General features: G+C 66.1%; 19 protein-coding genes. 13 read left to right on the top strand and 6 right to left on the bottom strand.

All coding sequences use genetic code 11. From position 1 onward, the window contains the following. Positions 1 to 18 precede the first annotated feature (18 nt). The 4 genes from AC3WMU_RS14425 to AC3WMU_RS14410 are packed head-to-tail and all read left to right on the top strand — an operon-like array spanning position 19 to position 4,189. The gene (locus tag AC3WMU_RS14425) at positions 19 to 1,044 is read left to right on the top strand and encodes a 2-dehydro-3-deoxygalactonokinase (protein ID WP_427939528.1); all 1,026 of its coding nucleotides are present in this window, start codon (positions 19 to 21) and stop codon (positions 1,042 to 1,044) included. Between the two features lie 9 nt (positions 1,045 to 1,053). Further along, positions 1,054 to 1,707, top strand: a complete 654-nt coding sequence (locus AC3WMU_RS14420) for a 2-dehydro-3-deoxy-6-phosphogalactonate aldolase (protein ID WP_280026671.1) — start codon at positions 1,054 to 1,056, stop codon at positions 1,705 to 1,707. Further along, complete coding sequence (gene dgoD / locus AC3WMU_RS14415) at positions 1,704 to 2,852, top strand: galactonate dehydratase (RefSeq protein WP_006222400.1); 1,149 nt, start codon at positions 1,704 to 1,706, stop codon at positions 2,850 to 2,852. The genes AC3WMU_RS14420 and dgoD overlap by 4 nt, the downstream gene beginning before the upstream one ends. A 26-nt stretch (positions 2,853 to 2,878) precedes the next feature. Then, positions 2,879 to 4,189, top strand: coding sequence for an MFS transporter (locus AC3WMU_RS14410; protein WP_280026670.1), 1,311 nt, complete (start codon positions 2,879 to 2,881; stop codon positions 4,187 to 4,189). Positions 4,190 to 4,227: 38 nt separating this feature from the next. Here AC3WMU_RS14410 and AC3WMU_RS14405 read toward each other — a convergent pair whose 3' ends face one another. Both AC3WMU_RS14405 and AC3WMU_RS14400 read right to left on the bottom strand, forming a co-directional pair. Next, entirely contained in the window at positions 4,228 to 5,406 is a 1,179-nt protein-coding gene (locus AC3WMU_RS14405) for an amidohydrolase (RefSeq protein WP_006222402.1), read from the bottom strand. Positions 5,407 to 5,441: 35 nt separating this feature from the next. Next, positions 5,442 to 6,668 carry an MFS transporter gene (locus tag AC3WMU_RS14400; RefSeq protein ID WP_454677904.1) on the bottom strand — a complete coding sequence of 409 codons (1,227 nt, stop codon included), beginning with the start codon at positions 6,666 to 6,668 and terminating at the stop codon, positions 5,442 to 5,444. A 367-nt stretch (positions 6,669 to 7,035) separates the two neighbouring features. On the opposite strand from AC3WMU_RS14400, the gene AC3WMU_RS14395 reads away from it, so the two are divergent. From AC3WMU_RS14395 to AC3WMU_RS14380, 4 genes are read left to right on the top strand one after another with little or no spacing between them, the layout of a single operon-like run. Continuing rightward, positions 7,036 to 7,746 (top strand): ABC transporter ATP-binding protein, encoded by a 711-nt coding sequence (locus AC3WMU_RS14395; RefSeq protein WP_006222404.1) that lies wholly within the window; start codon positions 7,036 to 7,038, stop codon positions 7,744 to 7,746. Next, on the top strand, positions 7,743 to 9,131 hold the full coding sequence (locus AC3WMU_RS14390; RefSeq protein WP_454677905.1) for an ABC transporter permease subunit: 1,389 nt from the start codon (positions 7,743 to 7,745) through the stop codon (positions 9,129 to 9,131). The genes AC3WMU_RS14395 and AC3WMU_RS14390 overlap by 4 nt, the downstream gene beginning before the upstream one ends. An 11-nt stretch (positions 9,132 to 9,142) precedes the next feature. Continuing rightward, positions 9,143 to 10,603 carry an ABC transporter permease subunit gene (locus AC3WMU_RS14385; RefSeq protein ID WP_492282552.1) on the top strand — a complete coding sequence of 487 codons (1,461 nt, stop codon included), beginning with the start codon at positions 9,143 to 9,145 and terminating at the stop codon, positions 10,601 to 10,603. A 45-nt stretch (positions 10,604 to 10,648) separates the two neighbouring features. Beyond that, complete coding sequence (locus tag AC3WMU_RS14380) at positions 10,649 to 12,823, top strand: TonB-dependent receptor (protein ID WP_424626575.1); 2,175 nt, start codon at positions 10,649 to 10,651, stop codon at positions 12,821 to 12,823. Between the two features lie 48 nt (positions 12,824 to 12,871). Here AC3WMU_RS14380 and AC3WMU_RS14375 read toward each other — a convergent pair whose 3' ends face one another. From AC3WMU_RS14375 to AC3WMU_RS14365, 3 genes are all read right to left on the bottom strand, one after another. Then, positions 12,872 to 14,068 (bottom strand): MFS transporter, encoded by a 1,197-nt coding sequence (locus AC3WMU_RS14375; protein ID WP_035212272.1) that lies wholly within the window; start codon positions 14,066 to 14,068, stop codon positions 12,872 to 12,874. Between the two features lie 162 nt (positions 14,069 to 14,230). Then, positions 14,231 to 15,004, bottom strand: a complete 774-nt coding sequence (locus AC3WMU_RS14370) for an IclR family transcriptional regulator (protein ID WP_280026666.1) — start codon at positions 15,002 to 15,004, stop codon at positions 14,231 to 14,233. Then, positions 14,994 to 15,791, bottom strand: coding sequence for an IclR family transcriptional regulator (locus AC3WMU_RS14365; protein ID WP_427958189.1), 798 nt, complete (start codon positions 15,789 to 15,791; stop codon positions 14,994 to 14,996). The genes AC3WMU_RS14370 and AC3WMU_RS14365 overlap by 11 nt, the downstream gene beginning before the upstream one ends. Before the next feature lie 213 nt (positions 15,792 to 16,004). Between AC3WMU_RS14365 and AC3WMU_RS14360 the strand changes: the two genes are divergently transcribed. From AC3WMU_RS14360 to AC3WMU_RS14340, 5 genes are all read left to right on the top strand, one after another. Then, a complete protein-coding gene (locus AC3WMU_RS14360) occupies positions 16,005 to 17,171 on the top strand; it encodes an acyl-CoA dehydrogenase family protein (protein WP_492282551.1) in 1,167 nt (388 codons plus the stop codon). A 92-nt stretch (positions 17,172 to 17,263) separates the two neighbouring features. Next, positions 17,264 to 18,247 (top strand): Bug family tripartite tricarboxylate transporter substrate binding protein, encoded by a 984-nt coding sequence (locus AC3WMU_RS14355; RefSeq protein ID WP_280026665.1) that lies wholly within the window; start codon positions 17,264 to 17,266, stop codon positions 18,245 to 18,247. After that, positions 18,244 to 19,434 carry an acyl-CoA dehydrogenase family protein gene (locus tag AC3WMU_RS14350; RefSeq protein WP_280026664.1) on the top strand — a complete coding sequence of 397 codons (1,191 nt, stop codon included), beginning with the start codon at positions 18,244 to 18,246 and terminating at the stop codon, positions 19,432 to 19,434. The genes AC3WMU_RS14355 and AC3WMU_RS14350 overlap by 4 nt, the downstream gene beginning before the upstream one ends. A gap of 18 nt (positions 19,435 to 19,452) precedes the next feature. Then, positions 19,453 to 20,448 carry an acrylyl-CoA reductase family protein gene (locus AC3WMU_RS14345; protein ID WP_492282550.1) on the top strand — a complete coding sequence of 332 codons (996 nt, stop codon included), beginning with the start codon at positions 19,453 to 19,455 and terminating at the stop codon, positions 20,446 to 20,448. A gap of 43 nt (positions 20,449 to 20,491) precedes the next feature. Beyond that, positions 20,492 to 22,597, top strand: coding sequence for an acetate--CoA ligase family protein (locus AC3WMU_RS14340; RefSeq protein ID WP_492282549.1), 2,106 nt, complete (start codon positions 20,492 to 20,494; stop codon positions 22,595 to 22,597). Positions 22,598 to 22,730: 133 nt separating this feature from the next. Here AC3WMU_RS14340 and htpG read toward each other — a convergent pair whose 3' ends face one another. Next, positions 22,731 to 24,629 carry a molecular chaperone HtpG gene (htpG, locus tag AC3WMU_RS14335; protein ID WP_006222418.1) on the bottom strand — a complete coding sequence of 633 codons (1,899 nt, stop codon included), beginning with the start codon at positions 24,627 to 24,629 and terminating at the stop codon, positions 22,731 to 22,733. Positions 24,630 to 24,665: the final 36 nt, after the last annotated feature.

The following is a 24,665-nucleotide window of genomic DNA, read 5'->3' as shown; positions in this document are numbered from 1 at the left end:
AGAGACGAGACAGATCAGATGACTACCGGATCGCCCGCCCGCGCGGCGCTTATCGCGCTGGACTGGGGCACCTCATCGTTGCGCGCCTACCGCCTGGACGCCCGGGGCAACACCCTGGACACCCGCCATCTTCCCTGGGGCATCATGCGCCTGCCGCAGCCCTTGCAGGACGGCGCGGCCAGCACTGCGCTGTCCGGATTCGACTTGGCGTTCGAGCAAGCCTGCGGCGACTGGCTGCGCGCCGAACCCGCGCTGCCGGTGATCGCTTGCGGCATGGTGGGCAGCGCGCAAGGCTGGAAAGAAGCGGCTTATCTGGATGTGCCCGTCGACCTGGAACGCATCGGAACGCTGCTGACGAAAGTCGAACGCGGCAACGCGACCCCGGTGCACATCGTGCCTGGCCTGATCCAGCGCCATGGGCTACCCAATGTCATGCGCGGCGAAGAGACGCAAGTCTTCGGCGTGATGTTCGACCAGGCACGCACTTCCGACCCGCACGCGGCCGACAGCGTGCTGATCGGCCTGCCCGGTACGCATTCCAAATGGGTCAACGCCCGCCGTGGCCGCGTCACGCATTTCGACACCTTCATGACCGGCGAGGTCTACGCCGCGCTGCGCGGCCACACCATCCTGGGGCGCACCATGAGTGAAGCGCCCGCCGCCGACATGGCCGCCTTCGAGCGCGGCGTGAAAGTCGCCGGCGCCCCCGCAGGACGCGCCGGCGTGCTGTCCACCATCTTCAGCACGCGCGCCCTCGGCCTGACCGGCGAACTGCCGTCCGCCTCGCAAGCCGACTACCTGTCGGGCCTGTTGATCGGCCACGAAGTCGCCGCGCTGGCCGAGATGCTGCGCCAGCAAGGCGAGCCGCCCCGCATCGTGCTGTGCGGCGAACCCGCCTTGTGCCAGCGCTACATCCTGGCCATGCAGCACTACGGCCTGGGCACACCTGAACAAGCGCAGAACGCCACCGAGCGCGGCCTGTGGCATCTGGCCGTCTGTGCCGGACTGGTCGCGGCAGAAACCCCTTCTTCGGCATCCGTCTAGGAACCCACCATGAACCACCCTGGTCTGCAAACCGCCATGGCCCACTGCGGCCTGATCGCTATCCTGCGCGGCATCAAGCCCGCCGAAGCCGAGGCCGTCGGCAACGCGCTCTACGACGCGGGCTTCCGCCTGATCGAAGTGCCGCTGAATTCGCCGGACCCGCTTGCCAGCATCCGTGCGATGCGCGCTGCCCTGCCCACCGATTGTCTGATCGGCGCCGGCACGGTGCTGAACCCCGACGACTGCGCCCGCGTCCAGGATGCGGGCGGCGAACTGATCGTCATGCCGCACAGCGACGCCGCGGTGATCCGCACCGCCAAGCAGCTGGGCATGGCGTCTTGCCCCGGCGTCGCCACGCCCACCGAGGCCTTCGCCGCGCTAGCTGCCGGCGCCGACGTGCTGAAGATGTTCCCCGCCGAACAGCTGGGCCCCGTCGTGCTGAAGGCCTGGCGCGCCGTGATGCGCCCGCCCATCGCGCTGGTGCCCGTCGGCGGCATCACGCCCGACAACCTTTCCATCTATGCCCAGGCGGGCGCCAGCGGCTTCGGCCTGGGCTCCGCCTTGTACAAACCCGGCCTGTCGGCCACCGAAGTCGGCCAGAACGCCCGCGCATTCATCGCGGCCTGGCAACGCGCCTATCCCGTCCAGGAGACCCAAGCATGAAGATCACCAAGCTCACTACCTACATCGTGCCGCCCCGGTGGTGCTTCCTGAAAATCGAAACGGACGAAGGCATCGTCGGCTGGGGGGAACCCGTCGTCGAAGGCCGCGCCCACTCGGTGGCTGCCGCCGTGGAAGAACTGTCCGACTACCTGATCGGCAAAGACCCGCGCAACATCGAAGACCACTGGACGGTGCTGTACCGCGGCGGTTTCTACCGCGGCGGCGCCATCCACATGAGCGCGCTGGCCGGCATCGACCAGGCGCTGTGGGACATCAAGGGCAAGCACCTGGGCGTGCCGGTGTCGCAACTCTTGGGCGGCAACGTGCGCGACCGTATCCGCGTGTATTCGTGGATTGGTGGTGACCGCCCGGCCGACACGGCCGCCGCCGCCAAGAGCGCGGTGGACCGCGGCTTTACCGCCGTGAAGATGAACGGCACCGAAGAACTGCAATACATCGACTCGTTCGACAAGGTCGAGAAGTGCCTCGCGAACGTGGCCGCCGTGCGCGACGCCGTGGGCCCCAACGTGGGCATCGGCGTGGACTTCCACGGCCGCGTCCACAAGCCCATGGCGAAGGTGCTAATGAAAGAGCTGGACCCGTTCAAGCTGATGTTCATCGAAGAGCCCGTGCTGAGCGAACACTATGAAGCGCTGAAGGAGCTGGCCCCGCTGACGTCCACGCCGATCGCGCTGGGCGAACGCCTGTTCTCGCGCTGGGACTTCAAGCGCGTGCTGTCCGAAGGCTATGTGGACATCATCCAGCCCGACCCCTCGCATGCCGGCGGCATCACCGAAACCCGCAAGATCGCCGCCATGGCCGAAGCCTATGACGTGGCGTTGGCGCTGCACTGCCCGCTGGGCCCGATCGCGCTGGCCACCTGCCTGCAGATCGATGCGGGCTGCTACAACGCGTTCATCCAGGAACAGAGCCTGGGCATCCACTACAACGCCGCCAACGATCTGTTGGACTACGTCAGCAACCGCGAGGTGTTCGCGTACGAAGACGGCATGGTCACGATCCCCCAAGGCCCTGGCCTGGGCATCGAGGTCAACGAGGAATACGTGAAGGAACGCGCCGCCGTGGGCCACCGCTGGCGCAACCCGATCTGGCGCCATGCCGACGGCAGCTTCGCCGAGTGGTAATCGGATAAAAGAGAGAGGAGACAACCTTGTCCACCGTCACCCACGCGGGCCTGCAAAGCGCCCAGCGGCCTACCCGCAGCCGCTACCTCATCATGGTGATGCTGTTCATCACCGTCGTCATCAACTACCTGGACCGCAGCAACCTGTCCATCGCCGCGCCCGCACTCAAGGACGAGTTCGGCCTGGACACGGTGCATGAAGGCCTGATCCTGTCCGCCTTCGGCTGGACCTACGCCGCCATGCAAATCCCCGGCGGCTGGCTGGTGGACCGCGTGTCGCCCCGCGTGCTGTACGCCGCGGCGCTGATCCTGTGGTCGGCCGCCACCTTCTTCATGGGGTTCGCTGGCAGCTTCGTCATCCTGTTCGTGCTGCGCCTGGCGGTCGGCGCGCTGGAAGCGCCCGCCTACCCGATCAACAACCGCGTCGTCACCACCTGGTTCCCGGAAAAGGAACGCGCCACCGCCATCGGCTTCTACACGTCGGGCCAGTTCGTCGGCCTGGCGTTCCTGACGCCCGTGCTGGCCTGGCTGCAGCACCACTACGGCTGGCATATGGTGTTTGTCAGCACCGGCTTGCTGGGCATCGTCTGGGGCGTGCTGTGGTACCTGATCTACCGCGAACCGCGCCAATTCAAAGGCGCCAACGCGGCAGAGCTTGAGCTCATCCAGAAAGGCGGCGGCGTCATCGACCTGGACCGCAACGTCAAAGCGAAAAAGGCGCCGTTCGACTGGAATGACCTGGCGCTGGTGATGACCAAGCGCAAGCTCTGGGGCGTGTACCTGGGCCAGTTCTGCCTGACGTCCACGCTGTGGTTCTTCCTGACGTGGTTCCCCACCTATCTGGTGAAGTACCGCGGCATGGATTTCATCAAGTCCGGTTTCCTGGCGTCGGTGCCTTTCCTGGCGGCGTTTGTGGGCGTGCTGTGCTCGGGCGTGCTGTCCGACTTCCTGATCCGCCGCGGCGCCACCGTGGGCCTGGCGCGCAAGCTGCCCATCATCCTGGGCCTCTTGATCTCGACGTCGATGATCGGCGCCAACTTCACCGATTCCACGCCGTGGGTGATCTTCTTCCTGGCTGTCGCCTTCTTCGGTAACGGACTGGCGTCGATCACATGGTCGCTGGTGTCGACGCTGGCCCCGGTGCGCCTCTTGGGCCTGACCGGCGGCGTCTTCAACTTCGTCGGCAACCTGTCGTCGATCTGCACGCCGATCGTGATCGGCTTCCTCGTGTCGAAAGACAGCTTCGCGCCGGCCATCGTGTACGTATCGTCGCTGGCTTTGCTGGGCGCGCTGTCGTACATCCTGCTGGTGGGGAAAGTGGAGCGGATCGAGGCTTGATCCCGCGGCCCGGGCCTGGCACCCGGGCCCGCCTTCCCCTAGCGCAACAGCGTTTGCGCCAGATGCACCCAGAAACTGCCGCCGACCAGGATCAGGTCGTCATTGAAATCATATCGGGCGTTGTGAAGCGCGGGCCCTTCGCCCGCCCCGATATTGATATAGCAACCCGGCACTTTCTGCGCCATGAACGCGAAATCGTCTGCCGCCAGAATTGGCGGATGGTCCACCACCACGTAGTCCTTGCCGAAGTGCCGCGTGGCGACCTCACGGGCCGCTTGTGCCGCCGTTTCCGCATTCACCAGCACCGGATAGCGCGCCGCCGCCTCAACCACTCGCGCATTGGCGCCGAAGCTGGCGGCCTGGGCTTGGACGATATCGTGGATGCGGGCCAGCACCTGGCTGCGCAGCGCTTCGTCGTAGGTCCGAATCGAGAGTTTCATTTCAAGCTCGCCTGGAATCACGTTGAACGCGCCGCCCGAGTGAATACTGGTGACGCTGACGACCGCGCAGTGGTAAGGGCTGACATTACGCGAGACGATCGTCTGCAGCACCTGGACGATGGCCGCCCCGGCCACGATGGGGTCGCACGTGAACTCCGGCGAGGCCGCGTGTCCGCCCCTGCCGCTGACCACCACGATCAGGCTGTCGACCGAGGCCATGATCGCCCCCGTACCGATGGCCATCTGCCCGAACTTCAGCGTTGGCGTCGGATAGTTGTGCAGGGCGTACACGGAATCGCAAGGCGCGTGATCGAAGAGCCCGTCGTCCAGCATCGCCAACGCGCCGGCGCCGCCTTCCTCGGCGGGCTGGAAGATCAGATTCAACGTGCCGGAAAACGCACGAGTGGCTGCCAGGTGCTTGGCCGCGGCCAGCAGCGTCGCCGTGTGGCCGTCGTGGCCGCAGGCGTGCATGACGCCTTCGTGCACGCTGGAATGGGATTGCCCGCTGGCTTCGCTGATGGGCAGGGCGTCCATGTCCGCGCGCAGCCCGATCGACCGATTGCCGTCCCCCGCCTGCAGCGTGCCCACCACACCAGTTCCCCCCACCCCGCGCCGTACCCGGTAGCCCCAGCGCTCCAGGCAGTCCGCCACGATCGCGCTGGTGCGATGCTCTTGATAGCCCAGCTCAGGATGCCGGTGGATGTCCCGGCGGATGCGCTTGATGTCTTCGAACGAATCCAGCAACCCGGGAACAATTTTTCGATGCAAGTCTTTCATGCCGTCGGTCTCCTCATGCGGCCTTTTCCCTGTGGCTATTCGCCACGGCGTTCCTTGAATATGCACGTGGCGGCAAGGCTGACAGCCAGCATGCCGATCACGTACCAGGCGGGTGCCATGGTGTTTCCCGTCACCTTCAACAGCCATGTGACGACCAGTTGCGCGGATCCGCCAAAGATCGTGACGCCGAACGCATAGATCATGGCCAAGCCCGTGGCCCGCACGGCGCGCGGCAGCGCTTGAACGATCAGCATGGTGCTGGTCAGCATGTTCACACCAAGGGCCGCGATGAGCAGCATGCGGAATATGACAGCCAGCCACAGATAGTCGGGAAGCGCCAGCAAGCGGAAGGTGGGATAGGCCATCGCCATGCCGATCAGGATTGAAACGATCATGGCCTTCTTGCTGTTCTTGACCCGGTCTACGTATCGTCCCGCGCCATAGACCGACACCACCTGCACGATCGCCGCCAGGCAACTGAATAGATAGGCGGTGGGCGCCGCAATGTGGTGGGTCTGCATCATGTACGTCGGCATGTAGAACAGCACGACGTACACCATCACCGTGCCAGACATGATCATCAGAATGCCCAGCACCAGATCGCGTGTGTGGTTCGACAGCATCGCCTGGACGGGGGCCTTGCCCTTGGAGGCGTCCTCGTCGCCGACGTAAGTCTCGTGGATGTTGCGCCGGATGTAGATGCCGACCGGGATGATCAGAAGGCCCAGGACGAAGGGCACGCGCCACCCCCAGGAATACAGCGCGTCTTCCGGCAGCACCGAGGTCAGCAGCAAGCCCGATGACGCGCCCAGCAACGCGGCGATGCCCTGGCTGATGGACTGCCAGCTGACAAAAAATCCACGCTGGTTGGCGCCAGCGGATTCCAGCAGAAGCGTGGTGGCCGCCCCGACCTCTCCGCCGGCTGCGAACCCTTGCAGCAGGCGTCCCGCGATGATCAAGCCTGGCGCGAACACGCCGATCTGCGCATAGGTGGGGGCAAACGCGATGAGTGCCGTGCCTGCCCCCATCAGCACGATGGTCGCCAGCATCGCGGCCTTTCTTCCTTTGCGGTCCGCATACGCCCCGAGCACCATGCTGCCCAGCGGTCGCATGACGAAGCCCACGCCGAAGACCGCCACGGCCATCAACAGCGAGCCGTAGGCCGAGTCGCTGGGAAAGTACAGCTTTCCGATCACGCTGGCGAAAAAGCTATACACCGTGAAATCGAATATCTCCAACCCATTGCCAAGACTGGCACCCACGATCACCCGACGGTTTCCGGCCCGGCTTTCCGGTATTGGCCGGGCGCGCTGGCTGGCGCTTGCTGCGGCAGTTCTTCCCACGGATTCCCCTTAAGTCTGTCTGTTGCAAGAGCCACCCCGGATGCGCGCCGTCTTCAGGGCGCGCAACACAACGCCTCTTGTATATACAAGACTAGACAGGAAGGATGACGAGCACAACCTAGGGAAAACCTTCACGCTCTCTGATCCGGGAAGGCGATGTCAGACGGCATTGCCAGGCGATCCCATGCGGGCGCCAAAGCGCCGCCATACATCGCCGCCGAGCCATTTTCTTTAGTTATGATATAACATATCATTATTGACACTCCTGATTGAACAAGGACCCGTAGTGCTTGAAGCCATCGGCCTGACCAAACGTTACGGCGATCAGATCGCGCTGCATCCGCTGCATCTGCGCATCGAGCCTGGCGAGATCTATTGCTTGCTCGGCGCCAATGGCGCCGGCAAGACCACTACCATCAACCTGTTTCTGAACTTCATTCAGCCTGACGGCGGGCAGGCGCTGATCCATGGCCTGGACGTGGTGCGCGAGCCCCTGGCCACCAAGCAGCACGTGGCATACATCCCGGAACAGGTAAACCTCTACGGCACGCTGACCGGGCTGGAGAACCTGAGCTACTTCGCCGCGCTGGCGTTGGGGCACGTCCTGCCGCGCGAGCGCCTGATGGCGCTGCTGGATGAGGTCGGGCTGGACGCCGCCGCGGCGGACAAGCGCGTCGCGGCATATTCCAAAGGCATGCGCCAGAAAGTCTGGATCGCGGTGGCGCTGGCCAAGAACGCCCGCGCTCTGCTGCTGGACGAACCGACCTCTGGATTGGATCCGGCGGCAGCAGCCGAATTCACCCGGCTGCTGCAGCGGGCGAGCGAATCCGGCGTGGCCATCCTGGCCACCACGCACGACCTGTTCCACGCCCGGCAGACGGCGACCCGCGTCGGCATCATGAAGCGTGGCCAGCTGGTCGACAGCCTGGACAGCCGGCAGATCGCCGCGACCGACCTGCAGGCCCTGTACCTGGACCACATGAGGGCCGACGCATGATCCTGCTGATCGCGCTCAAGGATCTGCGCGAACGCCTGCGCGACGGCCGGCTTTACTGGGCGGGTGGCATCGTGGCCCTGCTGCTGCTGACGGCGCTGGCCGTGGGCTATTCGCACCAGCAGGACGCGCGCGCCGAACAGGCCGCCGCGCAGAATGCCGACTACCGCGACTGGTTGCGCCAAGGCGCACGCCATCCGCATGACGCGGCGCATCAGGGCATGCACGTCTTCAAGCCCGAGGCGGCGCTGTCCTTGCTGGATCCCGGCATCAATCCGTACATCGGCAGCACCGTTTGGCTGCAGGCTCATCGCCAAAGCGAAGTCAAGTTCCGGCCTGCGCAGGACGCCACGGGACTGCAGCGCTTTGGCGACCTGTCGGCCGCGTGGATCTTGCAAGCGCTGGGGCCGCTGCTCGTCATCGTATTGGGATTCAACGCCTTTTCGGGCGAACGCGAACAGGGCATCCTGCGCCAGACGCTGAGCCTGGGCGTTGCTCCCTGGCGCCTGTTGTGGGGCAAGGCGGCGGCGCTGGGCATGAGCCTGGGACTGTTGCTGGCGCCCGCGGCGCTAGTCGCGGCAGGCGCCGTCTGGATCGCCGGCGGGCGTGCCGATGCGTTGTGGCGGTTCGTGGCGCTGGCGTCCGGATATGCGCTGTATCTGGCGGCCTTCGTCTTCATCACCCTGGGCGTGTCGGCCGCGGCCCGTTCCTCCCGCATCGCCATCACGCTTCTGCTGGCCGTCTGGATCGCCAACACCGTCGTGGCGCCCCGCGTGATGGCCGAGCTGTCGCGTGCCCTGTATCCCAGCCCGACGCGGCTGGAATTCAACCAGGCGCTGAACGCCGACCTGAAAGCCACGTCCGACCGCGTCTGGATGCAGGCTTTCGGCACCACGGCACGCTGGAGCCGCGATGTGCCGCTGAATAAATGGGGCCTGGCCCTGAAGCTGGATGATCAGTCCAGCTATGCCGTCTACGACCGCCATTTCGGCGGATTGTGGGATACGTGGGAACGACAGCAGACGGTGCAGGAAGGCGCGGGATGGCTAATGCCCATGCTGGCCATCCGCGCGTTCTCGGCCGCCATGGCCGGCACCGACTTCGCGCACCACCGGAACTTCACCGTGGCCGCCGAACAGCAGCGGCGCGTCATCCAGGACATCGTCAGCCAAGACCTGGTGCAGCACGCAGATACCCAAGACCACGCGCACTTTTCATATCAGGCCGATCCCGAACTCTGGGCGCGCGTACCTGAATTCCAGTACCAGACGCCGACGGCCGGCTGGGCGTTGCAGCGCGGCGCCATGGGCCTGCTGATGCTGTGCGTCGGCCTGCTGCTGAGCATGGCCTTTGCGTGGCGCGCCGTGGCCCGGCAGCAACCCCTGTAGGAGCCTTTCCGGTGCACGCTTTCCAGTTTCCCCGTTTCCGGCTGATCGTCCGGCATGAACTGCGCTTGATGGCGAAAGAGCGCCTGCTATGGATCGCCGGCGGCCTGTTCCTGCTGCTGGTCGGCTACGCCGTCTTCAACGGTTTGCTGCAGACGTCCCTGCGCGACAACGCCCAGACGGCGCTGACAAACGCCGATACCCAGGCACGCGGCGAACAGCTGGCGCAGTTGAACCGCATCATGGCCGGCATCGAAACGCCAACCCCGTTCGGCAACCCCGCCAGCCCGGCCAACATGGGCGGTGGCCTGGGCGCGCACTACGCCATCATGCCCAGCGTCGCCATGGCACCCGTGGCGTTGGGGCAGACGGACCTGTTCCCGTCCCAGTTTCGCGTGACCTATCAAAGCAAGGTCAATTTCATCCATAACAACGACATCGAAAACCCGTGGCATCTGCTCAGCGGGCACTTCGACCTGGCGTTCGTCGTGGTCTACCTGCTGCCGCTGCTGATCTTTGCGTTGGGCTACAACCTGCTGTCCGGCGAAAGGGAGGACGGCACGCTACGGCTGCTGCTATCGCAACCGCTGGCCCTGGCCACGCTGATCGCGGGCAAGATCGCGGTGCGAGCGGCCGTGCTATTGGGTGCGGCCGTACTGACGCCGCTTGCCGTATTGCTGATCGCCCGCCCCCAGGTCTTGCAGGCGGCGGACGCCACGCTCTGGTGGGTGCTCTTGGTCGGCGCCTATGCGCTGTTCTGGTTCTCTGCGGTTGTCGCAGTCAACGCCTTCGGCAAATCATCCGCGGCCAATGCCATGATGCTGATGGTGGGGTGGGTCGCACTGGTTCTGGTGACGCCTGTGCTGCTGAACATCGCGGCCGCGTTCGCCAGCCCTGCCCCGTCGCGCGCCGAATTGGCCACGCGCACCCGCGTGGCGACCGCCGAGGCCATGCATGCCAATGCAGCGCTGCTGTCCTCCGACTACGAACACATGGACAAGCCCGATGCGCTGATGCCGCGCGACGGCACCATTCACATCAGCGGACGCCCCTTGGGGCAGGCTCGGGTAGAACGCCAGGTGGACGACACCATGGCGCCGGAACTTGCGCGCTTCGAGGCGCAGCTTAAACGCCAGCAAGCACTGGTGGCGCGCTACAGCGTGTTGTCCCCCGCGGCGGCGGCCTATGAAGGGATCACCGCGCTGGCGGGCACCGGACAACGCAGGCACGCCCATTTCATGGCGCAGATCGACACCTATCACCAGGCCTGGAAGGCGTTTTTCCTGCCCCGCATCGAACACGGACGCGCCATCACCGCCGCGGATTTTTCGGCCATGCCGGCGTTCCATTGGCAAGAGGAAAATCGCGGCGCCGTCCGCACGCAGGCGCTGCGGGCGCTGCTGCAACTGCTGACGCCGGCCTTGCTTCTGCTTGGTCTTGCGGCGTGGCGGTTGCGCCGTTACCGCGTCGTCTGACTCCCCACGTTTACCCATCACTCATCAAGTCCATCGGGAAAGATCATGAGGAAAGTCGTATCCGCCGCCGCGATCGCGGCGTGCGCAACCGTGCCTGCCGTTCAAGCGCAGGAAGAAGACAATGAGCTGCCGGCCATCCGCGTCGAAGCCGCCGGCGAAACGGAAGGCCTGGGGTTGAACGCCAAAAGCGGCACGGCGTCGCGTCTGGGCCTGACGCTGCGTGAAACCCCTGCGTCAGTGGAAATCGTCTCGCAGGAAGCGATGCGTCAACGCGGAGCCAGCACGCTGAGCGAAGCGTTGCGCGGCGCGACCGGCATGGCGGGCGGCGGCCCGCCTTCGTCGCCCACCACGCTGTCTTCGCGCGGCTTTACCGACATCCTTTACCTGTACGACGGCCTGCGCATGTCCGGCGCCGGCTCGACCAACCGCGTCCAGGACACCTGGAACTACCAACGCATCGAAGTGCTGAAGGGCCCGGCGTCCGTGCTGCAGGGCGACAGCGCCATCGGTGGCATCGTCAATTTCCAGACCAAGCGTCCCGATCGCGACAACCCCGGCCGCGAAGCGATGGTGTCTTATGGCAGCTATGGCACCACGCGCACGGGCATCGGCCTGGGCGACAATTTTGGCGAGACCGGCGCCTACCGCATCGACTACAGCCATAACCAGACCCAAGTCGGCACCATCGAACGCAACACCAACAAGCTGGACCATCTGACCACAGGCGTCGCCTTCGACGTGGCCCCTGCCACCCGCCTGGACTTGTCATTCGACTATTCCCGCGATACCGGGCACGCCTACTGGGGCACGCCGCTTGTTCCGCGCAGCGTCGCCACATCGCCCACCGGCGTCGTCAGCACGCCCGACGGCCGCGTGCTGGACCGGGACCTCGTGCGCAACAACTACAACGTGCTGGATGATAGAAACGAAGCGGAGGCCTACTGGCTGCGGGCGCGGGTCACCCACAACCTGACCACGGCCTGGAGCCTGCGCAACGAATTCGCGGTGAACAAGGTCAACCGCCTGTGGAAGAACTCTGAGTCCGCCGTGTTCCGCGCGCCGTCGTGGGTGGATCGCGACCAGACGACGATCACTCACAATCAACGCTACATGATCGACCGCTTCGACGCGACGCATGCCGGCCAGATCGCCGGCTTACAGAACAAATTCGTGATTGGCGGCGAACTCAGCAAGACCCGCCTGGATAGCGAACGGCGCTTCTCGAACAGGACCGCCGCCACGGGCGACGCGCTGCGCGTCTCACTGCGCCAACCGGATGTGGGCTACTACAACGACGACCCCGCATTGATGAGCGGCCCCGGCAACCGCACCGACTTTTCGACGGACGTGCGGGGCGCTGCGCTGTTCCTGGAAGATTCGCTCAAGCTTGCCGACCCGTGGACCGTCGTGGCCGGCTACCGGTACGACCGAATCCGCGTGGACCGCGGCGTGACCGACCTGAACGCCGGCACGCGCAGCGAATTCGGCACGCGCTACTCCGCCAATTCCGCGCGCCTGGGTACGGTGGTGGACCTGACGCCCTCGTCGTCGGTCTACGCGCAATACACCAACGCCACGCTGCCCGTGGGCTCGCTGTTCCTGCTGTCACAGTCCAATGCGGACTTCCCGCTGTCCAAGGGCGAGCAATGGGAACTGGGCTTCAAGCAAAGCCTGGACAATGTGGAATGGACGGCGGCCGTCTATCACATCACGTTGGACAACGTGCTCTCGCGCGACCCGGCCAACGCCGCCCTGACGGTGAACAACGGCAAGCAATCTTCACGCGGCGTGGAGCTCTCGGCCGACTGGCGCGTCACGCCCCAGTTCACGCTGTCGGGCAACGTCGCCATGTTGAATGCCCGCTATGATTCCCTGATCGAAGGCGATGGCACGTCGCGCATCGGCAACACGCCGCCGAACGTGCCCGAGCGCATCCTCAATCTGTACGCCAACTATCGATTCAAGGACGTGCCGATGAATCTGTTCGTTGGCCTTAACCACACCGGCAAGATCTACACCGACCGCGCCAACCAGATCCGCATTAACGGCTACACCACCGTGGATGCGGCCGTGAGCTACCGGATCCGGCCCGCCCTGCTGACATTCCGAGTGCGCAACCTGACGGACAAGCTGTATGCGTACTACGGCGGGCGCGACACCGGGCAGGTCCTGGTCGCGCCCGGGCGGACTTACGAGCTGGTGGCGTCATTCGATTTCTAGACAAAAAAAACCGGCCCGGTCGACCCGGGCCGGCAATCCGCGCAGGGCTCAGCAGCCCTGCACCGCCAGCCTGCGGCGCTGATTGGCGGCGCGCTGCACCAGCACCAGCACCAGACCAGCCGCGGCGATGACGGCGCCGGCGATCGGCACGGCGGCATAACCCATGCCGGCCGAAATCACCGCGCCACCCGCTGCGGCGCCGACCGCATTGCCCAGGTTGAAGGCGCCCACGTTCACCGACGATGCCAAGCCCGGCGCATCGGTCGCGGCACGCATCACTCCCATCTGCAGCGGCGGCACCACGGCGAAGGTGGCCACACCGAAGATCAGCAACGAAATCGCGGCGCCGACAGGGGTTGAACCGATCCACGGGAACGCCAGCAGGTCGATGATGACGATTACCAGGAACGTGATCAACGTGCCGTCCAGCGAGCGGTCGGCCATGCGGCCACCCAGGCCGTTACCCAGCGTGAAGCCCAGGCCAATCAGCACCAGCATGCCAGTAATGAAAGCGGGCGATGCGCCGGTGATGTCCGCCAGGGTCGGGGCGATATAGGTGTACAGCGTGAACATGGCGCCTGCGCCCAGCACCGTGGTCAACAGCGCGAGCAGCACGACGGGGCTCTTCAGCACGGCCAGCTCATGGCGCACGTTGGGACGGCGCCCGGCTTCACCCGCCGGCAACGCGAACCACAAGGACAGCATGGCGATCAGGCCCAGCACGGCGGTGGCCGCAAACGACATGCGCCAGCCGATCACCTGCCCCAGCCACGTCGCGGCGGGCACGCCGCCCACGTTGGCAATGGTCAGGCCCATGAACATGGTCGCCACCGCACTCGCCTGCTTGTGGCGCGGCACCACGCTGGCCGCCACCAGCGAGCCCAGGCCGAAGAACGCGCCATGGTTCAGGCTGGTGACCAGACGCGCCAGCAGCAGCGTCGTGTAATTCGGGGACAGGGCGGACAGGATATTGCCGATGGTGAAGATCGCCATCAGCAGGATCAGCGCCTTGCGCCGCGACCAGCGCGAAAACGCCAAGGTCATCAGCGGCGCGCCGACCATCACGCCGATCGCGTAGGCGCTGATCAGCATGCCCGCGCTGGGAATGGACACGTTCACGCCCTCGGCGATGACGGGCAGCAGGCCCATGGGGGAAAACTCGGTCACGCCGATGCCAAACGCACCGACGGCGAGCGCCAACAACGGCAGGCCGGCTTTCACCGGTTGGGTATCTTGCGGGTTCATGCAGGTTCCTTGGGTTCGATCGCGCCGGCAGGGTGCCCTGGGGCGTGGCCGGCCAGAATTGGCGGGCATATCGGGGAGACAGGGCTGCAGTATGACGGCTGCATCCTTGCGGAAAAAGCCGTCTGACGGGTAAACACTTTTGACTTGGGGTCACGAATCCGGTCAGGAAAGCCCCAGCAACTGCTCCGTTTCCCGCGCCAGGGCCACCAATCGGGGCCCGATGTCCGCCGCGCGTTCCCGGTAGGGGCCATCGCCTGACGGCACGCCGCAGTTGAATACGTACAACAGCGACTGGTAGGGGCGGCATAGCGGCGCTGCAAAGCCGAAGGCGTCCGGGCGCCACTGCATGTTGTTGCCGCAATAGCCCTTGCGCTCCAGATCGCGGGCAGCAGTCTCCAGGCTGGCGAAATGCTGGGCGTAGTGACCGGCGTCGGCTACGCGCAACTGGTTCAGCACGGCCGCCCGCTCGCTGTCCGGCGCCCGGCACAGCCAGGCCTTGCCGGCGGCACTGGCCAAGAGCGGCAACGACCCGCCGATGTCCGGACGCGTCTGCAAGGCGTCGTTGGATCGGGCGGTTTCCACGAACACCATCTGCAGGCGGTCGCGCACCACCAACGACACCGCGCCACAGGCGTGGTCGGCCAATTGCTTCATCAACGGCCGCGCCAATTGGCGGATCTGCATGCTGGCCAGCAAGGGGTAGCTCAGCGCCAGCACCGACGCACCCAGCCGATACCGGGCAGGCGGCCCCGACCGCTGCAGGAAACCCAATTCCACCAGTGTGTGCGTCAAGCGCGCCACCGCGCTCTTGGACAAGCCGGTCTGCAGCGCGAAATCCTTGTTGGCCAGTTCGGGACGATCCGCCCGGAAACACGCCAGGATATCGATGCCGTGCGCCAAGGTGGTCGCAAAGTCGCGATCGCGGTCAGGCGCCATCCTGACGCTCCAGCATTTTTTCCACCCGCGCCACCAGGCTGACGAGGCGCGGCGCGATGCGCCGGCGCAAATCCCCCCCACGCAGCCGCCGCACGGGCACGCCGCAGTTGAAGACGAATATTTGCCCGTCCACGCGCCGGCGCATGGGCACGGCCACGGCGTGCACATCGGTGTGCCAGTCGCCCTCGGCCAGGCAATAGCCATGCAGGGCGTAGTCGCGGCGCGCCTGCTCCCAGCCGGCCACATTGCGCTGCCACGCCGCAGGGTCCTGCTGGCGCGATGCCTCCAGCAGCGACTCGGCCTGCCCGGCGTCGGCCTGCGCCAGCCAGGCGCGTCCCATGGCGGACTGCAGCAGGGGCAGCATGGCGCCGATATCGGGGCGGAACGCCACGGCGTCATGGCCGCGGCAGGTCTCCAGATACACCATGTGCATGCCATGGTGCATGCCCAGCGACGCCGAACCGCCTGCCGAATTCGCCAACCGAGTCATCAGGGGCCGCGCCAGTTGCCGCAGCTTGATGCTGGCCAGCAGCGGGTAGCTCAACGACAACAGCGCCGTGCCCAGCCGGTAGCGGCGCAGGCTGCTGTCGTAGCGCAGCAGGCCGCGTTGCACCAGCGTCGAGGTCAGCCGCGAGATCGTCGCCTTGGACAGGCCGGTGCGGTCGGACAGTTCGCGGTTGCTGAGCGCCGGTTCGCCATGCCGGAAGGTCTGCAACAGCGACAGGCCATGGGCCAGCGTGGTGGCGAATGCGGGGTCAGGGTGGCGGCCGCCCAGGGGCGTGGTCATGGTCGCAATCCGGAAGTCGGCGCCGCGTCGGATGCGCGGGGCCCCTGATGCCGATGATAGAGCAAGGCCACGCGGTTCCGGCGCGCCGCACGTTCAAGATAGCGAAACACTTGTCTCGCATTGGGCGGCGCTTTGCTAGCCTGAATCATCAGTCGCCCCGGACCAGACATCCCAATCCGGCAGGCGCCGCAACTAGAAAAATGGAGACACTTCATGATCAGAGACCCCGACGGCTTCCCCGCCTTCCTGGAATCGCTGCGACGCTTTGTCCGCGAACAGCTCGTGCCCCGCGAAGCCGAAGTGGCCCGCCTGGACGAGGTGCCCGACGATCTGGTGCGCGCCATGGCCGCCCAGGGCATGTTCGGCTATTCGATCCCCGAGGCCTACGGCGGCGCGGGCATGAGCACCGAAGAACTGATCCGGGCCGCGATCGAACTGTCGCAATGCTCCGTGGCGTTCCGCGCGCGGGTCGGCACCAATACCGGCATCGGTTCCGAGGCCCTGGTGGCCGACGGCACCGAGCAGCAGAAGGAACGCTACCTGCCCCGGATGGCGTCCGGCGAATTGACGGGATGCTTCGCGCTGACCGAACCGCAGGCGGGATCCGACGCCACGGCGCTACGCACGACCGCCGTGCGCGACGGCGACAGTTTCGTGTTGAACGGCGAAAAGTGCTTCATCACCAATGCACCCCTGGCCGGCTTGTTCACCGTCATGGCGCGCACCGATCCCGATGCGCCCGGCGCCAAGGGGATCTCGGCCTTCATCGTGGAACGCGGCACGCCGGGACTGTCCACCGGCCAGCCCTACGACAAGATGGGCCAGGCCGGGTCGCCGGTGTCGTCCGTCCATTTCGACAACTGCCGCGTGCCCGCCGCCAACATCATCGGCGGCCAGGCAGGCATGGGCTTCAAGACGGCCATGAAAGTCCTGAACAAGCAACGCATCCATCTGGCCGCGCTGTGCATCGGCCCGGCCATCCGCATGCTGGACGACACCATGCGCTTCGTGGCTGAGCGCCAGCAGTTCGGCAAGCCGCTGATGGACTTCCAGTTGATCCAGGCGATGCTGGCCGATTGCCAGACGGAAATCCAGGCCGCACTGGCGCTGGTGCTGCAAACCGCGCGCGAACGCGACGCCGGCCAGGACGTGACGGGAAACGCCTCGATCTGCAAATACTTCGCGTCGGAAATGTGCGGGCGCGTGGCGGACCGCTGCGTGCAGATGCATGGCGGGTACGGCTACATCGCCGACCAGGGCATAGAACGCTTCTATCGCGACGTGCGCCTGTTCCGCCTGTACGAAGGCACGAGCCAGATCCATCAACTGACCATCGCCCGCCATACGCTGACCCAGGCAGGTTATACGCCCGGCCGCTAGGCTTGGGCGAACCCGGGACCGCAGCCAGTAGAAGCCTGCGGCCCACCGGGCCTGTACCCAGAAACAGGCCTTGAACCAAAGGAGAGACTGACATGCTGCACAAGCACCTGCCCAAATGGATCGCCGCCACGGCGGCCGCGCTGGCGTTCACCGCGGTCGCGCCACAGGCGGCGGCCGCCTATCCCGACAAGCCCGTCCGATTGATCATTCCGTTCGCTCCCGGCGGCTCGACCGACATCCTGGGGCGGTTGCTGGCCGAAGCGCTGCACCCCATTCTGGGCCAGCCCGTCATCGTCGAAAACAAGCCCGGGGCCGGCGGCAACATCGGCGGCGACTTCGTCGCCCGGTCCGCCCCCGACGGCTACACGTTGCTGCTGGCCGCAGCCGGCCCCACCGTCATCAATCCCAGCCTGTACGCCAACATGCCGTTCAATCCGGCCAAGGACCTGACCGCCATCACCTGCATCGAAAAAGAGCACAACCTGATGGTGGTGACGAAGTCCCTGCCCGCCAAGACCCTGCAGGAATTCCTGCAATATGCCCGCGCCAATCCCGGCAAACTGTCTTTCGGTTCGCCCGGCAACGGATCGCCCGCGCAACTGGCCGGAGAACTGCTGAAGCAACAGGCCGGCCTGCAAGCCGAGCATGTGCCCTACAAGGGCACGGGCCCGGCCGTCACTGACCTGGTGGCCGGCCATATCGACTTCATGATCGACAACATGCCCGCACTGCTGCCGCAGGTGAAGGCGGGCACGATCCGCGCCTTGGCCGTGCCCAGCGACCAGCGCGCTTCCGCCGCCCCCGATATCCCCACGTTCGACGAAGCCGGCCAGACGGGATTCGTGGTGATGGCCTGGAAAGGCCTGATGTCGCCGGCGGGCACGCCCCCGGCCGTGGTCGACCGCCTGCACGCCGCCGTGGTCAAGGCCTTGCAGGATCCGCAACTGCGCACCCGCTTCCAGGAACTGGGCGCAGAGCCCTTGGGTAGCTCGCCCACCGAATTCGCCAAGCAGATCGCCGACGAAACCGTGTGGTGGGGCAAGCTGGTGCAGTCCACCGGGACCAAGATCCAATGAGCCCCGCCAACCCAACCGCCATGCCGGTGGATCAAACCCCTGACACCGACGCCATCGCAGACCTGTGCGAACGCGTCCGCCGCTTCGTGGACGAGGTCGCCATCCCCGCGGAATCTCCTGCCATCGCGCGGGACGTCGCCGCCTTGGACCGATGCGTGGCGCGCCTGCGCGACCAGGCGCGCCAGGCGGGCCTGTATGCGCCGCAACTGCTCGTCGAATGGGGCGGGCTGGGCCTGGGCTGGAGTGCGCTGGCCCAGGTGCTGGAGGCGGCAGGACGCGGGTTCCTGGGGCCTGCCGCCCTGAACTGCGCCGCCCCCGATCAACCCAACATGCTGACGCTGCTGCGCCTGGGCACGCCCGCCCAGCAGGAGCGCTACCTGCGGCCCCTGGTCCGCGCCGAACAGCGCGCCTGCTTTGCCATGACCGAGCCCGCGCCGGGCGCCGGTTCCGACCCGTCCATGCTGCGCACCCGCGCCGAACGGCGCGGGCAGCGCTGGGTGCTGAACGGGCACAAGCAGTTCATCAGCGGTGGCGTGGGCGCAAACTTCGCGTTGGTGCTGGCGCAAACGGACGCGGGCGCCACGCTGTTCGTGGTGCCTGCCAACACCCCGGGCTATCGCGTCGTGCGCGATATCGGCATGGTCACGGGTTACCAGATCGGTGGCCACGCCGAGATCGAACTGAACGGCTGCGAAGTCGGTAACGACGCCGTGCTGGGCGAACCCGGCCGCGGCCTGGAATACGCGCAATTGCGGCTGGAGCCCGCCCGCCTGTCGCACTGCATGCGCTACATCGGCCGCGCCCGCCGGGCGCTGGACACCGCGCAGGCCTACGTCATGCAGCGTGAATCCTTCGGCTCGCGCCTGGCCGACCTGCAGCAGATCCAGGCCATGGTGGCGGATTCGCACATCGACCTGCACGCCAGCCGGCTGATGACACTGGATTGCGCCCGCCGCATGGACGCAGGGCTGTCGGTGAAACAGTACAGCGCCATGACCAAGGTCTTCGTGTCCGAAGCCGTGAACCGCGTGGCCGACCGCGCTGTGCAGATGATGGGCGCGGCGGGGCTGTCGGACGACACCCCCGTGGCCATGATCTGGCAGGAAATGCGCCCGTTCCGCATCTACGACGGCGCCAACGAGCTGCACCGCGCCACGCTGGCGCGCCGCCTGCTGGCGAACGCCTGACCGCCTATTGGAGCCCCCATGAGCACTCCTGAATTCCAGGCCTATCGCCTGCATGCCGGCCTGGCCGGCGAGGCCCCGCAAGGCCGCTTCGACACGTTGACGGTAGATCAGCTGTCCGCCGGCGATACCTTGATCAAGGTGGCCTACGCCGGCCTGAACTACAAGGATGCGCTGGCGCAAGCCGGGCGCGGCAACGTCGTCCGCGACTATCCGCGCATCGGCGGCATCGACCTCTCGGGCACCGTCGTGCATTCCGCGGACCCGGCGCTGCCACCCGGGCAGGAAGTCGTGGTGCACGGCTTTGGCATCGGCGTGGACTGCGACGGCGGCTATGCGGAATACGCACGCGTGCGCCACGATTGGGTACTGCCCCTGCCACCCGCCATCAGCTTGCGCGACGCCGTCGTGCTGGGCGCTGCCGGCTACACCGCCGCCCTGTCGCTGCACTGGATGGAGCACTGCGGGCTGACACCCGAACAAGGCGAAGTGCTGGTGACGGGCGCCACGGGCGGCGTCGCCAGCATTGCCATCGACATCCTCAGCCAGCGCGGTTACACGGTGTGCGCCATGTCCGGCAAACCCGAGGCCGGCGATTACCTGCGGTCGCTCGGCGCCGCCGAGGTCATCGCGCCGCCCGACCTATCGGGTCCGCAGAAACCGCTGATGAGCGCCCGTTGGGCCGGCATCATCGATTCCGTGGGCGGCAAACTACTGGCCCACGCCCTGGCCAGCCTGCGGCCCGACGGGGTCGCCGCCGCCTTCGGCAATGCCGGTGGGGCCGACCTGCCCGCCTCGGTCATTCCGTTCATCCTGCGCGGCGTCAAGCTGCTGGGCATCAACGCCAACAGCCCGATGCCGCTGCGCCGCGCGCTGTGGCAAAAGCTGGCCGCCGACTACCGCCCCGCGCGCCTGGACCTTGCCTCGCGCGTGATCGAACCCCGCGACCTGCCCCAGGCGCTGGCCGCCATGCTGGAACGCGGCAGCACCGGCCGCAGCGTCGTGCGCTTTGCCTGAACGCGTATCCCGCTTGCGTTCGCTGAACCTTCTTGCCCAGACCATGACCCAGAATCCCGATTCCTCGCTGACCCGTTTGTTCAACCCGCGCAGCATCGCCATCGTCGGCGCATCCGCCACGCCCGGCAAGATCGGCGCGATGCCCGTCAGCCTGCTGCGCCAGCATGGCTATGACGGCCGCATCCTGCCCATCAACCCGCGTGCGGAATCCATTCAGGGCTTGCCCGCGGCCCCCGATCTGGCGGCACTGGGCGGCGAGGCCGATCTGGTCATCCTGGCCGTACCTGCGGCGCTTGCCGCGCAAGCGCTGGAACAGGCACGGCCCGGCCAGGTCGGGGGTGCCGTGGTGTTCACCTCCGGGTTTTCGGAGACCGGCGCCGCGGGCGTCGCCATGCAAGAACAGCTATGCGCCATCGCCCGCGAGCGCGGCATCCGGCTGCTGGGCCCCAATTGCCTGGGCTACATGAACATCCGGCGCAACATCTACGCCACGTTCTCCCCCGCCCCCGCCAACGGCACGGTCGCCCCCGGCGGCATCGGGATGGTGTCGCAAAGCGGCGCGTTCGGCGCCTACGCCTACTGCATGGCGCGCGACCGGGGCTTAGGGCTGTCGCACTGGATCAGCACCGGCAACGAGGCCGACGTCGACGTGGCAGACTGCATTGAATGGCTGGCCCGCGATGCCGACACGCGGGTCATCATGACGTACATGGAAGGCTGCCGCGACGGCGACAAGCTGCGCCGCGCCCTGTCCGCGGCGCGCGAAGCCGGCAAACCGGTCGTCGTCACCAAGATCGGCCGCACCCAGGCCGGTGCGCAGGCCGCCGCCTCGCACACCGCCGCGCTGGCGGGCGACGACGCGGTCTATGACGCCCTGTTCCGCCAATACGGCGCGGTGCGCGCCCGCACCATCGAAGAATTTTTCAACCTGGGCTATGCGCTGGACACCTGGAAGCAACTGCCCCAAGGTAAACGCCTGGGCATCTTCACGATATCCGGCGGCGTGGGCGCGCTGATGGCGGACGACGCCCAGGACGCGGGGTTGTCGCTGCCCGAACCCGCCGCTCACGCCCAGACCCGGCTGCTGGAACGGGTGCCGTTCGCCAGTGGCCGCAACCCGGTCGATGTCACCGGACAGGTTGTCTCCGAACCCGGGCTGCTATTGGCCACCGCCGAAGACATGCTGGCCGATGGGCGCTATGACGCGTTGGCGGTCTTCCTGGCCGCGGCGGGCTCGTCCGAGGCCCTGTGGCCCACCTTTGAAACCTTCGCCCGGGAAATGCGCGCACGCCGACCTGATGTGCCGCTGGCCATCAGCGCGCTGTTTGCGCCCGAACGCCGCCGCGAACTGGAAAAGCTGGGCACCCTGGTATTCACGGACCCCAGCGCCGCGATCCGTACGATCGGCGCGGTGGCGGGCCTGGCTGCGCAGCCGGATGCCGACCTGGATGAGGCCACCCCTTCTGCGCAAACGACAGCGCCGCTGCTGGCGTCCTACAACGAAGTGCAAGCCATGGACGTGCTTCGCCAAGCCGGCCTGCCGGTGCCCGAGTGCACGCTGGCTGCCGACGCCGACGCTGCCACACGCGCGGCGGCCGGAATGGGTGGCCCGGTCGTGCTGAAAGTGGTGTCGCCCGACATCCTTCACAAGAGCGATGTGGGCGGCGTGAAGCTGGGCCTGTCCGGCGACGACGCGGTACGCGGCGCCCATGCCGCCATCCTGGACAGCGTCCGTACCCACCGCCCCGACGCGCGCATCGACGGCGTGCTGGTCGCGCCGATGGCAAAAAAAGGCGTGGAGTGCATCGCGGGTGTGCATTGCGACCCGGTGTTCGGGCCGGTGGTCATGTTCGGGCTTGGCGGCGTGTTCGTGGAAGTGCTGAAAGACGTCAGCTTCCGCCTGGCGCCGTTTGGCCGCGAGCAGGCGCTGTCGATGATTCGCGAAATCAAAGGCTATGCGTTGCTGCAAGGCGCACGCGGCACGCCGCCGTGCGATATCGAGGCGCTGGCCGATGCGCTGGTCGCGCTGTCGCGCTTCGCCTACGCGCGGCGCAACGACTTCAGCTCAGTCGAGATCAACCCGCTGCTGGCCTTGCCCGAAGGCAGCGGCGCGCTGGCCCTGGACGCGGTGCTTATTCCCACCGCTTAGCGTGTCATGGAAGGCGCGGAGGCTTGTGCACCACTTGCACTTCCAAGCCAAGCCACGCAGATTCCGCATATTCCCTACCCAAACAAAAAGGGCGCCCTCACAGGCGCCCTTTTCTCTTCACTCCGCTTGCCGTTTACTTCAGCAGCAGCGCGTTCAAGCGCTTCACGAAGGCAGCCGGGTCCGCGATCTGGGCGCCTTCGGCCAGCAAGGCTTGATCCAGCAGCAGACGCGCCCATTGGTCGAATTCGCCATCTTCCGCTGCGCGGATGCGCGCCAGCAGCGGGTGTTCCGGATTGATTTCCAGCACCGGCTTCACATTGGGCGCTTCCTGGCCGGCGGCCTTCAGCATGCGCAGCAGGTGCGGGCTGAGTTCGTTCTGGCCCACCACCACGCACGCCGGCGAATCCACCAGACGCAAGGTCACGCGCACTTCCTTGACCTGCTCTTCCAGCGTCTTCTGCAGGCGCTCGACCAGCGGCTTGAAGTCTTCGGCCACTTCGGCCTGGTGCTTCTTCTCTTCTTCGTCAGCCAGTTCGGCCAGGTCCAGGCCGCCCTTGGCCACCGACACCAGCGACTTGCCGTCAAATTCGCGCAGGTAGGACAGCATCCATTCGTCCACGCGGTCCGACAGCAGCAGCACTTCGATGCCCTTCTTGCGGAAGATCTCCAGATGCGGGCTGTTGCTGGCCGCGGCGAACGTATCCGCCGTCACGTAGTAGATCTTGTCCTGGCCTTCCTTCATGCGCGACACGTAGTCGGCGAACGACACCGTCTGCGCCTGGTCGCCCGAATGCGTGGACGCAAAGCGCATCAGCTTGGCGATGCGTTCCAGATTGGCCGAGTCTTCGCCCGCGCCTTCCTTCAACACCTGACCGAACTCCGACCAGAACGTGGCGTAGTCTTCCGGCTTGTTCTCGGCCAGGTCTTCCAGCAGCGACAGGATGCGCTTGGCGGAACCTTCGCGGATGGCGCGCACATCGCGGCTTTCCTGCAGGATTTCACGCGACACGTTCAGCGGCAGGTCCGCCGAGTCGATCACGCCGCGCACGAAACGCAGGTACGACGGCAGCAGCTGATCGGCGTCGTCCATGATGAACACGCGCTTGACGTACAGCTTCACGCCATGGCGGCCGTCGCGGTCCCACATGTCCATCGGGGCATGCTTGGGCACGTACAGCAGCTGCGTGTATTCGCTACGGCCTTCCACGCGGTTGTGCGTCCAGGCCAACGGGTCGTCGTAGTCGTGCGACACCGTCTTGTAGAACTCGCGGTACTGCTCCTCGGTTACGTCCGACTTGCTGCGGGCCCACAGCGCATTGGCCTGGTTCACCGTTTCCAGTTCGTCGGTCTTGACCTGTTCGCCCTTCTCTTGATCCCACTCTTCCTTGGCCATGCGGATGGGCAGGGAAATGTGGTCCGAGTAGCGGCGCAGGATCTCGCGCAGCTTCCAGCCGTTCAAGAGATCATCTTCGTCGGCGCGCAGATGCAGCGTCACGTCCGTGCCGCGCGTGGCCTTCTCGGCGGCGGCAATCGTGAATTCGCCCTGCCCGTCCGATTCCCACTGGATCGCGTCCGTGGCACCGGCGCGGCGGCTGACCACCGTGACCTTGTCCGCCACGATGAACGACGAATAGAAGCCCACGCCGAACTGGCCGATCAGTTGCGCATCCTTCTGCTTGTCGCCCGTCAGCTGGGAAAAGAATTCCCGCGTGCCGGAACGTGCGATCGTGCCCAGGTTGGACACGGCCTCTTCACGCGACAGGCCGATCCCGTTGTCCGAGATCGTGATCGTGCGGGCGGCCTTGTCGTAGCTGACGGTAATGGCCAGTTCGCCATTGCCTTCCAGCAACTCGGGCTGGTCGATGGCTTCAAAGCGCAGCTTGTCGCAGGCGTCCGATGCGTTCGACACCAGCTCGCGCAGGAAGATTTCCTTGTTGCTGTACAGCGAATGGATCATCAGGTGCAGCAGTTGCTTCACCTCGGCCTGGAACCCCAGGGTTTCGGACGTGGAAGACGTGGCGGTTTGGCTCATAGTTTTACGGGAAGGTCGAAAAAATTAGGGACAAAT

The sequence above is a fragment of the Achromobacter sp. FW305-C-13 genome (assembly GCF_058783475.1).
Note: the sequence above shows the minus strand (reverse complement) of the source record. Positions and strands in the feature narration are given on the sequence as shown.

What these genes read in the sequence shown, in the direction of transcription:
- AC3WMU_RS14355 (WP_280026665.1), top strand. Translation starts at nt 17,264, where the DNA reads ATGCTGCACAAGCACCTGCCCAAATGGATCGCCGCCACGGCGGCCGCG.
- AC3WMU_RS14360 (WP_492282551.1), top strand. Translation starts at nt 16,005, where the DNA reads ATGATCAGAGACCCCGACGGCTTCCCCGCCTTCCTGGAATCGCTGCGA.
- AC3WMU_RS14345 (WP_492282550.1), top strand. Translation starts at nt 19,453, where the DNA reads ATGAGCACTCCTGAATTCCAGGCCTATCGCCTGCATGCCGGCCTGGCC.
- dgoD (WP_006222400.1), top strand. Translation starts at nt 1,704, where the DNA reads ATGAAGATCACCAAGCTCACTACCTACATCGTGCCGCCCCGGTGGTGC.
- AC3WMU_RS14390 (WP_454677905.1), top strand. Translation starts at nt 7,743, where the DNA reads ATGATCCTGCTGATCGCGCTCAAGGATCTGCGCGAACGCCTGCGCGAC.
- AC3WMU_RS14420 (WP_280026671.1), top strand. Translation starts at nt 1,054, where the DNA reads ATGAACCACCCTGGTCTGCAAACCGCCATGGCCCACTGCGGCCTGATC.
- AC3WMU_RS14425 (WP_427939528.1), top strand. Translation starts at nt 19, where the DNA reads ATGACTACCGGATCGCCCGCCCGCGCGGCGCTTATCGCGCTGGACTGG.
- AC3WMU_RS14365 (WP_427958189.1), bottom strand. Translation starts at nt 15,791, where the DNA reads ATGACCACGCCCCTGGGCGGCCGCCACCCTGACCCCGCATTCGCCACC.
- AC3WMU_RS14375 (WP_035212272.1), bottom strand. Translation starts at nt 14,068, where the DNA reads ATGAACCCGCAAGATACCCAACCGGTGAAAGCCGGCCTGCCGTTGTTG.
- AC3WMU_RS14405 (WP_006222402.1), bottom strand. Translation starts at nt 5,406, where the DNA reads ATGAAAGACTTGCATCGAAAAATTGTTCCCGGGTTGCTGGATTCGTTC.
- AC3WMU_RS14380 (WP_424626575.1), top strand. Translation starts at nt 10,649, where the DNA reads ATGAGGAAAGTCGTATCCGCCGCCGCGATCGCGGCGTGCGCAACCGTG.
- AC3WMU_RS14370 (WP_280026666.1), bottom strand. Translation starts at nt 15,004, where the DNA reads ATGGCGCCTGACCGCGATCGCGACTTTGCGACCACCTTGGCGCACGGC.
- AC3WMU_RS14340 (WP_492282549.1), top strand. Translation starts at nt 20,492, where the DNA reads ATGACCCAGAATCCCGATTCCTCGCTGACCCGTTTGTTCAACCCGCGC.
- AC3WMU_RS14350 (WP_280026664.1), top strand. Translation starts at nt 18,244, where the DNA reads ATGAGCCCCGCCAACCCAACCGCCATGCCGGTGGATCAAACCCCTGAC.
- htpG (WP_006222418.1), bottom strand. Translation starts at nt 24,629, where the DNA reads ATGAGCCAAACCGCCACGTCTTCCACGTCCGAAACCCTGGGGTTCCAG.